The organism is Micromonospora sp. NPDC005220, assembly GCF_040607895.1.
In the GTDB taxonomy this organism is placed as follows: Bacteria; Actinomycetota; Actinomycetes; order Mycobacteriales; family Micromonosporaceae; genus Micromonospora.
The window spans coordinates 1-9,753 of record NZ_JBEXHP010000161.1 but is presented as its reverse complement, the minus strand read 5'-3'; the positions used below and the strand labels follow the sequence as shown (position 1 = coordinate 9,753).

Here is a 9,753-nt window from a genome sequence, read left to right as displayed (position 1 = left end):
GGCCGGATCGAGCTACCAGGACGCCCCCAGCTGAAGGAATGGCGCTGGCGGGGCGCTCCGCTAGGCGAATGACCCCATGAGACGCGATGCCATCCCGATGCTCCTATGGTGGCCGGGATTAGCTACGTGAAGGGCTGCATCGCGACGCCTGGGGGCTTGCCGCCTCCAAGCTTAGGAGGAATGGCGTAAGGACCTTCTTGGCCCATGGCGTAGGAGGGTGGGGGTACCTCCTGGTGCTTATCTCCCAGCCCAGCTTGCAAGGCCGCACATCGAGGTGATCGATGCACTTGGCCTCCCAGCCAGCCTGGCTCATGTCCCCAGGCCATCGCCCGGCACGCGGACGTGAAGCTCACTCTCAAGGTCTACTCGCATGCCAACCTCGACGCGATGCGTCAGGCCCTCGGCAAGCTCGACGGACGGCTCTCGTAGACCTCGTTGCTGTCGCCGCCCCGAGAGCTGATCTTCTCGGGGCGGTTTCGGCTGGTGGTGCAGGGTGGGCGCGGCAGGTTTCGAACCTGCGACCCCTCGCTTGTAAGGCGAGTGCTCTCCCACTGAGCTACGCGCCCGGATCGCCCGTGTGGCGGGCCGGTGGCTGGCAAGCTTACCTGCACGCCACCGGCCCGGGTGCACGGCGTACCCCGGTCAGCTGGTCGCTTCGGCGATGGCCTTGCGCCAGCCCTGCTGGTCGCGGGCCTCGCCCGGTCCGTTCATCTCGGCGAAGCGGACAACCCCGGTCTTGTCGATGACGAAGGTGCCCCGGTTGGCGAAGCCGGCCACGTCGTTGAAGACCCCGTACGCCTGGGCGACGGCGCCGTGCGGCCAGAAGTCGGCAAGCATCGGGAACTGATAGCCCTCCCGTTCGGCCCAGATCTTGTGGCTGTAGGCCGAGTCGACGCTGACGGTCAGCACCTGGACGTCGTCGTTCACGTACTCGCCGAGGTTGTCTCGCACCTCGCTCAGCTCACCCTGGCAGGTGCCGGTGAAGGCGAGCGGGTAGAAGACCAACAGCACGGTGCGCCTACCCCGGAAGTCCGAGAGGCGGACCTCCTGGTTGTTCTGGTCCTTGAGCACGAAGTCCGGTGCCTCGGCACCAACCTTGATGGGCATGCGAACTCTCCTCGCTGTTCGGCCTCGCCGATGCCGGCGACGGCGTCGAGTCGGGGTGAACGGCACCAGGGTGCTGCCCGGCGGTGGGCGGACCGTCGGGCGAGCGGAGCGGCGCTGGTTACTTCTTGGCCTTGGCCCCTCGACGCAGCACCAGACGTGCGCCGCTCCAGTCCCGGCCGGCGTTGACGGTCGAGGTCTGCTGAAGGCCGGCGGTGGGCGCGGACTCCGCGACCTCGCTCGGCTCGACGTGCCCCTCGCGCCCCGCCTTCGGGGTGAGCAGCCACACGACGCCGTTGTCGGCCAGCGGGCCGAGGGCATCGACGAGCAGCTCGAAGAGGTCACCGTCGCCGTCCCGGTACCAGACCAGCACAGCGTCGACCACCTCGTCGGTGTCCTCGTCGACCAGATCTCCACAGCGGTCGGTCAGGGCGTCTCGGAGATCCTGGTCGACGTCGTCGTCGTACCCCATCTCCATGACGACCATCCCCGGTTCGATCCCGAACCGGTCCGCCAGGCTGCGTACCCCGTCGGCGGCCTGACCAGCGGTCGCGCTCACTGTCGCGTGCCTCCTCATCTCGTCCCTGCTCGCGGCGTCGGTGCGACGCCGTCAGGCAAAGTCCACACAGTTGTGGGTCCGCGCGCAAGTGGCGCACCGGGTGGAACGGAATTTACCGTGCCAGCAGCGTACGGGCACCGTCGGTAATGGCTTCCGTGGAGACCAGTACGTGACGTGCTGCCGGACCTAATGGTACAAACGAGTCAACTCCTGCCACTCGGCGCGCGGCACCGACATATCCGGCGTCGACCAGCGCGGCGATCACGCCCTCGCCGACCCCGCCGGAGCGGCGCGTCTCGTCCACGACCAGCACTCGACCCGTCGCCGAGGACTCCCGGATGATGTCGGCCACCGGCAGCGGGGCCAGCCAGCGGAGATCCACCACTCGGGTGCCCACCCCCTCCTCGGCGAGGACGGCCGCAGCCCGCAGCGACATCCGTACCCCGTTACCGAAGGTGATGATGGTGAGATCGTCCGCCGGTCCGACCCGGTAGACCCGGGCCCGGCCGATCGGCACGTGCCCGGCCACCCACCCGCCCGGCTCCGGATAGCCGGCCAACCACTCTCCGTCACCATCCACGTACAGATCGCGGGTGTGGTAGAGCGCGATCGGTTCCAGGAACACGCAGACACTGCCGTCCACCGCCGCGCTCGCCAGGCAGGTCCGCAGCATGGGCGCGGCATCGTCCGGCCGCGCCGGCACCGCGACCACCAGACCGGGCACATCCCGGAGTACGGCCACCGAGTTGTCGTTGTGGAAGTGCCCGCCGAACCCCTCCTGGTACGCCAGGCCCGCCACCCGCACCACCATCGGGTTGCGGAACGCACCCTGCGAGAAGAAGCGCATGGTGGCCGCCTCACCGCGCAGCTGGTCCTCGGCGTTGTGCAGGTACGCCAGGTACTGGATCTCCGGCACCGGCAGCATCCCGGCCAGCCCGGCACCGAGGCCCAGCCCCAGCACCGACGTCTCGTCGAGCAGGGTGTCGAAGACCCGGGCCGCCCCGAACCGGTCGCGCAGCCCCTTCGTCACCCCGTACACGCCGCCCTTGGCGGCCACGTCCTCACCGAAGATCGCCATCTGCGGGTGGTCGAGCATCCCGTCGGCGAGTGCGGCGTTGATGCTCTGCGCCAGGGTCATCGGCCCGGACAGCTCCGGCGGTTTGCCGCCGAACGCCTCCGTCCGGGCGCCCGCGCCCGGCCCGCTGGCCCGCGCCGCGGCGTCGGCCACCGCCCGCGCCACCCGCACCGGGCGGCGGGGCGCCAGCGCCGACACCACGTCGGCCGCGGCGGCCAGCTTCGGCTCGCCCAGTACCTCCTCGGCCAGCCGGCGTACCTGCCAGCCGGTCTCGTCGTACCGCGCCAGCAGCTCCTCGCCGGTCGCCACGCCAGCGTCGACCAGCAGCCGCGCGGTGGCGACCACCGGGTCCCGGTCCAGGTCCTCGGCCAGTTCGGCCGGGCTCCGGTACGCCGACTCCGCGTCCGCCCCTGCGTGCCCCATCAGCCGCACGGTGCGCAGGTGCAGCACGGCCGGCCGCCGGTTACGGCGTACCCAGGCCGCGGCCTCCGCCGCCACCGCGTACGTCTGCACCGGGTCGGCTCCGTCCGCGCTGAAGTAGCGGATTCCCGGCTTGGCCCGCAGGGTCGCCTCGACCCAGCCCTCCGGCGAGCGGACGCTGATGCCCAGCCCGTTGTCCTCGCAGACGAAGAGCACCGGGATCCGCAGCCCGGCGTGGTCGTACCACCCGGCGGTGTTGAAGGCGGCGGTGGCGCTGGCGTGGTTGACCGAGGCGTCGCCGAAGGAGCAGACCACGATCGCGTCCGGTGGCCAGGGAGTGTGCGTCGCGCCCGCGCCGCTGCCGACCCGCACGCCGGTACGCCGTCCGGCGCTGTCCAGCCGGCGCAGCCGCTCCACGGCCAGTCCCATTCCGACCGCGCGGGGCAGGTGCGAGGCGATGGTGGAGGTGGTCGGCACGATCGCCAGGTCGGCCCGGCCGAACACCTTGTGCCGGCCCCCGGCGATCGGCTCAAGGCTGGACGCGACCATCCCGCGCAGCACGTCCCGAGCGGCGTCGGCGTACGCCGAGGTTGGTTCCGGCCCGGACGGCTCCGATTCGGACACCGGCGGATCGGCGGTCGGCGCGGGGTCGCGGGTCGACGTCCCGTCGGCGGACGGCTCGGGGTCGCGGGCCGATGCGCTGTTGACGGGCGGCGCGGAATCGGCGGAGGGCGCGCGGTCGCGGGCCGGTGCGCCGTCGACGGTCGACTCGGGGTCGCCGGACGGCGCGGAGCCGGCGGTCGACTTCGGGTCGCCAGACGCGGCGCTCAGCGCTGGGTCGGCGGCAGCCTGGGCGGCACGCAGCGCTGGGTCGGCGGCAGCCTGGGCGGCACGGAGGCAGTAGAACGCTCCCGAGCGGTAGTGCAGCAGCGCCGGGTCGGTGGGACGCAGCGCGGCGGCGACCGCCGCGTTGCCCTCGTGCCCGGCCGAGCCGATGGTGTAGAACCCCTCCCCGAAGCTGCGCAACCAGCGGCCAGCCAGGTCGAGCTGCCGGCTGGTCACCTGCGCGTCGAACAGGTCCAGCACCTGCGCACCGGTCAGTGGGGCGTCGTCGGTGACCGGGTCGGCGGGGTCACGCCGCCGCTCGCCGGCAGGCAGCGCCGCCAGCGTCTCCCGGAACCGGTCGTCGAGATCTTGCGGGGTGGTCACGTCGGACAGCATTACCGACGGAAGCCCGGCTCGCCCAGTGGGACACGGCCGGCGGGGGTGCGCTCACTCCGGCCCGCAGGACTCCGGACAGCCGCCGTCAGACACCTTCCAGACCAGGTCACGAAGGGTGCGCAGCTCCTCGTCGCGCAGCCCGGACAGGAGTCGGGAGTCGGACATCACCTCGATCACCCGGGCCCGGACGACGCGGCCCTCCGCAGTCACCAGCAGCGTCTTCTGCCGCCGGTCCGTCGGGTCGGTGCGGCGCTCGACCAGCCCGGCCTGCTCCAGCTTGTCGACCAGCACCGTCACGTTCGACCGGTCGCAACCCAGCTGACCGGCGAGATCCCGCGCCGGCAGCGGGTGGTCCGGGTCCAACTCCTGCAGCGCCCGGGCCGCCGCCGGGGTGAGCCCCAACTCGGCGAACGCGGAGCCCTGCCGGTGTCGCAGCGCGTCGGTGACGTGGGCCATCCGCCGCACCACATCGACGGCGAGGCCGGCCCGGTCCACCGGCCCGCCCGCTGCGGAACCCACCTGCCGCGTCACGACCACATCGTACGCAGCGCGCCGTTCAAGCAGCTCAACGATCAGGTCCGGGCACACCAACCGGACGGACCACACTCACGTTGATGTTGAAGCGGACCTGCGGCCAGGCGGCCAACACCTCGGCTCCCGCAGCCCGACCGCTCGACCGGCCACTCCCCAGCTCACGCCACGCCCGGGCCACGGCCGCAGCCCACCCAAAGCCGCAGCCCACCCAAGGGGCCAGCCCACCCAAGAGGCCAGCCCGCGCAAGGGGCCAGCCCGCGCAAGGGGCCAGCCCCGCGCGGGGCTGCGGCCCGCGCAACATCAGGGAAAGTGCTGCCTCGGCGCGGGTTCAGGCAGCAGTTTCGGGGAAGTTGCGCGGATCTTGACAAGGGAACGGCCCCACCGGGTGCGATCAGCCGGCAGCCGGGGGCGACGGCCCGCCGCCCCGCGCAACATCCCGGATGTAGTGGCATCGACGCGCCGACGAGGCCACTACATCCAGGTCAACGCCATTGCGTTAGGCGGAACGGCTGTTCGTCAACCGGCGCCATCTCGCCGATCATGCAGTTGTGGTGGGCAACAAAACGCCCGCAAACGGCTAAGCCGGGCACCACAACTGCATGATCGCCGCGCTCGCGCTGCCCCTGCTCCGCGATCGTGCACTTCGTGTCCCGACACAGGAATGCATTCCGCCCTATGTCGACAACCGCAGCCGCATGATCGGCGCGATCTTCTCGCTCCACCTACGGTGATCGACCAGGGGCCCCTTCTCCAGCACGGGTTGACCCGCCGGCCACAGCGCTAACGCAACGGTGTTGACATCCAGGTTCGAGCACGATCTTGGCGCGAAGCGGGGGGCGCAAAGCGGGGGGCGCGAAGCGGGGGGCGCAAAGCGGGGGGCGCAAAGCGGGGGGCGCAAAGCGGGGGGCGCAAAGCGCGAAGCGGGGGGCGGGGGGTCAGCCGGGGAGGAAGGAGAAGCGGACCTGGCGGGTCGGGTTGTCGCCGTTGGTGTCGACGAGGCAGATCGACTGCCAGGTACCGAGCGCCAGCCGGCCGCCGAGTACCGGCAGCGTCGCGTACGGCGGGATGAAGGCCGGCAGGACGTGGTCGCGGCCGTGGCCGGGCGAGCCGTGTCGGTGCCGCCAGCGGTCCTCGGCAGGGAGCAGGTCGGCCAGCGCGCTGAGCAGGTCGTCATCGGAACCCGACCCGGTTTCGATGATCGCCAGGCCGGCGGTGGCGTGCGGCACGAAGACGTGCAGCAGGCCGTCGCCCTCGGCTGAGACGAACTGCTGGGCCTCCGCGGTGATGTCCCGGACGGTCGGCCGGGACCCGGTCTGGACGGTGATCACGTCGCTGCGCATACGTCGCATTCTGCCGCAGGGCGAGGTCAGGAACCCCCGCCACCGCCGCCAGAGTCACCGCCGCCGCCGGACCAGCCCCCACCGGAGTCGCCGCCGGACCAGCCCCCACCGGAGTCGCCGCCGGACCAGGCCCCACCGGAGTCGCCGGACCTGCCACCACCCGAGTCGCCCCCCGACCAACCGCCGCCGGGATCACCACCGACCGGCTGCGGGTCGTCCGGGCCGCCATCGTCGCCGTCCCGCTGGCGGCTGACGTGCCCGCTGCCGGCGTCCCCGGTCGGCCCGGGGTAGACGCTGTATCCGCCCCCGTCCGCGCGGCGTCGGCGGCCCCGCACAGACGCCATCCGGGCCGCACGATTCGCTTCTCGGAGCAGGACCACGCCGATGATCGCCACGACGGCGCCGAAACCGACAGCTCCCACCAACGCCGCATCTCCGGAGGCGACACCGACCGCACCGACCACCACCACGGTCACCCCGACAACGATCGTGCTGACGGCAACCAGGACAGGGCCCCTGTTCATGCCTCGGACGGTAGGAGTGGCGGTCAAACCGCTCAGGTTCCACTCGATCGTCGCGCTAAGTTACCGATGAGTACCTGTGTTGAGCATCGCGTCGGGGGCACCTAGACGTGACGGGGGGTGCCACCAGGGGGCAGGATGGCGCTAGAGACCTATCCCACACACAACCGAGGGAACGCCTGTGGCTACGGAACGCAAGCGCCCGGTGATCAGCGACGGCCTGCCGAGCCAGCTTCCGGACATCGACCCTGAAGAGACCAGCGAATGGGTCGAGTCGCTTGACGGTGTCATCGACGAGCGCGGTGCCAAACGTGCCCGCTACGTCATGCTGCGCCTGCTGGAGCGGGCCCGTGAGCGCCAGGTCGGGGTTCCGCCCCTGACCACCACCGATTACATCAACACCATCCCGTCCGAGCGCGAGCCCTGGTTCCCCGGTGACGAGCACGTCGAGCGGCGGATCCGGGCGTACGTCCGGTGGAACGCCGCGATGCTGGTGCACCGGGCGCAGCGCCCGGAGATCGGCGTCGGCGGGCACATCTCCACCTTCGCCAGCTCGGCGTCGCTCTACGAGGTGGGCTTCAACCACTTCTTCCGGGGCAAGAACCACCCCGGCGGCGGCGACCAGATCTTCTACCAGGGCCACGCCTCGCCCGGCATGTACGCGCGGGCGTTCCTGGAGGGGCGGCTCAGCGAGCACCAGCTCGACGGGTTCCGCCAGGAGCTGTCGCACCCCGGTGGTGGGCTGCCCTCGTACCCGCACCCTCGGCTGATGCCGGACTTCTGGGAGTTCCCCACCGTCTCGATGGGCCTCGGCGGTCTGAACGCGATCTACCAGGCCCGGTTCAACCGGTACCTGCACCACCGCGGCATCAAGGACACCTCCCAGCAGCACGTCTGGGCGTTCCTCGGCGACGGCGAGATGGACGAGCCGGAGACGCTCGGCGCCATCGGCGTGGCCGCCCGCGAGGAGCTGGACAACCTCACCTTCGTGATCAACTGCAACCTCCAGCGGCTGGACGGCCCGGTCCGGGGCAACGGCAAGGTCATGCAGGAGCTGGAGGCGTTCTTCCGGGGTGCCGGCTGGAACGTGATCAAGGTGGTCTGGGGCCGCGAGTGGGACCCGCTGCTCGCCGCGGACACCGACGGCGCGCTGGTCAACCTGATGAACACCACGACCGACGGCGACTACCAGACCTACAAGGCGGAGTCGGGCGCGTACGTGCGTGAGCACTTCTTCGGCCGTGACTCACGGACCCGCAAGATGGTCGAGCCGCTCACCGACGACGAGATCTGGAACCTCAAGCGGGGTGGGCACGACTACCGCAAGCTCTACGCGGCCTACAAGGCGGCCACCGAGCACACCGGTCAGCCGACCGTCATCCTGGCGAAGACGATCAAGGGTTGGACGCTCGGCTCGCACTTCGAGGGCCGCAACGCGACGCACCAGATGAAGAAGCTGACGCTGGAGGACTTGAAGACCTTCCGCGACCGGCTCTACCTGGACATCCCGGACTCGGCGCTGGAGGAGAACCCCTACCTGCCGCCGTACTTCCACCCGGGCGAGAAGTCCGAGGAGTTGGCGTACCTCAAGGAGCGGCGCGAGCAGCTCGGCGGGTACCTGCCGTCCCGGCGGACCAGCACGAAGCGGCTGGCCATCCCCGGCCCGGAGCGGTTCGCCGACATCAAGCGCGGCTCGGGCAAGCAGAAGGTGGCCACCACGCAGGCCTTCGTCCGGCTGCTCAAGGACGTGATGAAGGACAAGGAGTTCGGCAAGCGCTGGGTGCCGATCATCCCGGACGAGGCCCGCACCTTCGGTCTCGACTCGATCTTCCCGACCGCGAAGATCTACTCGCCGCACGGCCAGCGCTACACCTCGGTCGACCGGGAGCTGTTCCTGTCGTACAAGGAGTCGACGACCGGGCAGATCCTGCACGAGGGGATCAACGAGGCCGGTTCGGTGGCCTCATTCACCGCGGCCGGCTCGGCGTACGCCACGCACGACGAGCCGATGATCCCGATGTACATCTTCTACTCGATGTTCGGGTTCCAGCGGACCGCCGACGGGCTGTGGGCCGCGGCCGACCAGATGGCCCGGGGCTTCCTGCTCGGCGCCACCGCTGGTCGGACCACGCTCAACGGTGAGGGTCTGCAGCACGAGGACGGGCACTCGCTGCTGATCGCCGCCACCAACCCGGCCGTGGTCGCGTACGACCCGGCGTTCGCGTACGAGATCGCGCACATCCTGGAGCGGGGTCTGCACCGGATGTACGGGGACGCGCAGGAGAACGTCTTCTACTACCTGACGGTCTACAACGAGCCGACGCTCCAGCCGGCCGAGCCGGCCGACGTGGACGTGGAGGGCCTGCTCAAGGGCATCTACCGCTACGCGCCGGCACCGCAGGTCGACGGCCCGAAGGCCAACCTGCTCGCCTCGGGCACCGGGATGCAGTGGGCGCTCAAGGCCCAGCAGCTGCTCGCCCAGGACTGGGGGGTGGCCGCCGAGGTCTGGTCGGTGACCTCCTGGACCGAGCTGCGCCGCGACGCGGTGGAGACCGAGGAGTACAACCTGCTCAACCCGGGCGCCGAGGCGAAGGTTCCGTACATCCAGCAGAAGCTGGCCGACGCGGACGGGCCGAAGGTCGCGGTCAGCGACTTCATGCGCGCGGTACCGGACCTGATCGCCCGTTGGGTACCCGGCGACTACACGTCGCTCGGCACCGACGGTTTCGGCATGTCGGACACCCGGCACGCGCTGCGCCGGCACTTCCACGTCGACGCGGAGTCGATCGTGGTGGCCACGCTGCGGCAGCTCGCCCGCAGCGGCGCGGTGGCGACCACGGTGCCGGCCGAGGCCGCCAAGAAGTACGCGATCGACGACGTCAACGCCGCCCCGGTCGGCGAGACCGGCGGCGACAGCTGATTCCGCAGCACTGAGGAGGGGCCGGCGGCCCCCCCCCCGGGCCCGGTGGGGTGGGGGGT

The 9,753-nt window shown here is 70.9% G+C and carries 7 protein-coding genes, 1 tRNA gene and 2 pseudogenes; 2 read left to right on the top strand and 8 right to left on the bottom strand.

Translation table 11 applies throughout. The features are described from left to right. Positions 1–494: 494 nt before the first annotated feature. The 6 genes and pseudogenes from ABZU52_RS30410 to ABZU52_RS30385 form a co-directional block, all read right to left on the bottom strand. Positions 495–566, bottom strand: a tRNA-Val gene (locus ABZU52_RS30410). Positions 567–642: 76 nt separating this feature from the next. After that, a complete protein-coding gene (locus ABZU52_RS30405; RefSeq protein ID WP_354974376.1) occupies positions 643–1,107 on the bottom strand; it encodes a peroxiredoxin in 465 nt (154 codons plus the stop codon). A 118-nt stretch (positions 1,108–1,225) separates the two neighbouring features. Beyond that, entirely contained in the window at positions 1,226–1,663 is a 438-nt protein-coding gene (locus ABZU52_RS30400) for a DUF3052 domain-containing protein (RefSeq protein ID WP_030330240.1), read from the bottom strand. Positions 1,664–1,775: 112 nt separating this feature from the next. Then, positions 1,776–3,740 (bottom strand): annotated as a pseudogene (locus ABZU52_RS30395) (thiamine pyrophosphate-dependent enzyme); the annotation flags it as partial. A 300-nt stretch (positions 3,741–4,040) separates the two neighbouring features. Beyond that, a pseudogene (locus tag ABZU52_RS30390) lies at positions 4,041–4,379 on the bottom strand (transketolase); the annotation flags it as partial. Between the two features lie 51 nt (positions 4,380–4,430). Next, complete coding sequence (locus tag ABZU52_RS30385; RefSeq protein ID WP_354974377.1) at positions 4,431–4,835, bottom strand: MarR family winged helix-turn-helix transcriptional regulator; 405 nt, start codon at positions 4,833–4,835, stop codon at positions 4,431–4,433. A gap of 677 nt (positions 4,836–5,512) precedes the next feature. Between ABZU52_RS30385 and ABZU52_RS30380 the strand changes: the two genes are divergently transcribed. Continuing rightward, positions 5,513–5,644: a hypothetical protein gene (locus ABZU52_RS30380; protein WP_354974375.1), complete on the top strand. Its 132-nt coding sequence runs from the start codon at positions 5,513–5,515 to the stop codon at positions 5,642–5,644. Between the two features lie 204 nt (positions 5,645–5,848). On the opposite strand, the gene ABZU52_RS30375 is transcribed toward ABZU52_RS30380, so the two are convergent. Next, positions 5,849–6,253: a YjbQ family protein gene (locus ABZU52_RS30375; protein WP_354974374.1), complete on the bottom strand. Its 405-nt coding sequence runs from the start codon at positions 6,251–6,253 to the stop codon at positions 5,849–5,851. A gap of 26 nt (positions 6,254–6,279) precedes the next feature. After that, positions 6,280–6,777, bottom strand: a complete 498-nt coding sequence (locus ABZU52_RS30370; RefSeq protein ID WP_354974373.1) for a hypothetical protein — start codon at positions 6,775–6,777, stop codon at positions 6,280–6,282. Positions 6,778–6,955: 178 nt separating this feature from the next. Between ABZU52_RS30370 and aceE the strand changes: the two genes are divergently transcribed. Beyond that, complete coding sequence (gene aceE, locus ABZU52_RS30365; protein WP_354974372.1) at positions 6,956–9,694, top strand: pyruvate dehydrogenase (acetyl-transferring), homodimeric type; 2,739 nt, start codon at positions 6,956–6,958, stop codon at positions 9,692–9,694. Positions 9,695–9,753: the final 59 nt, after the last annotated feature.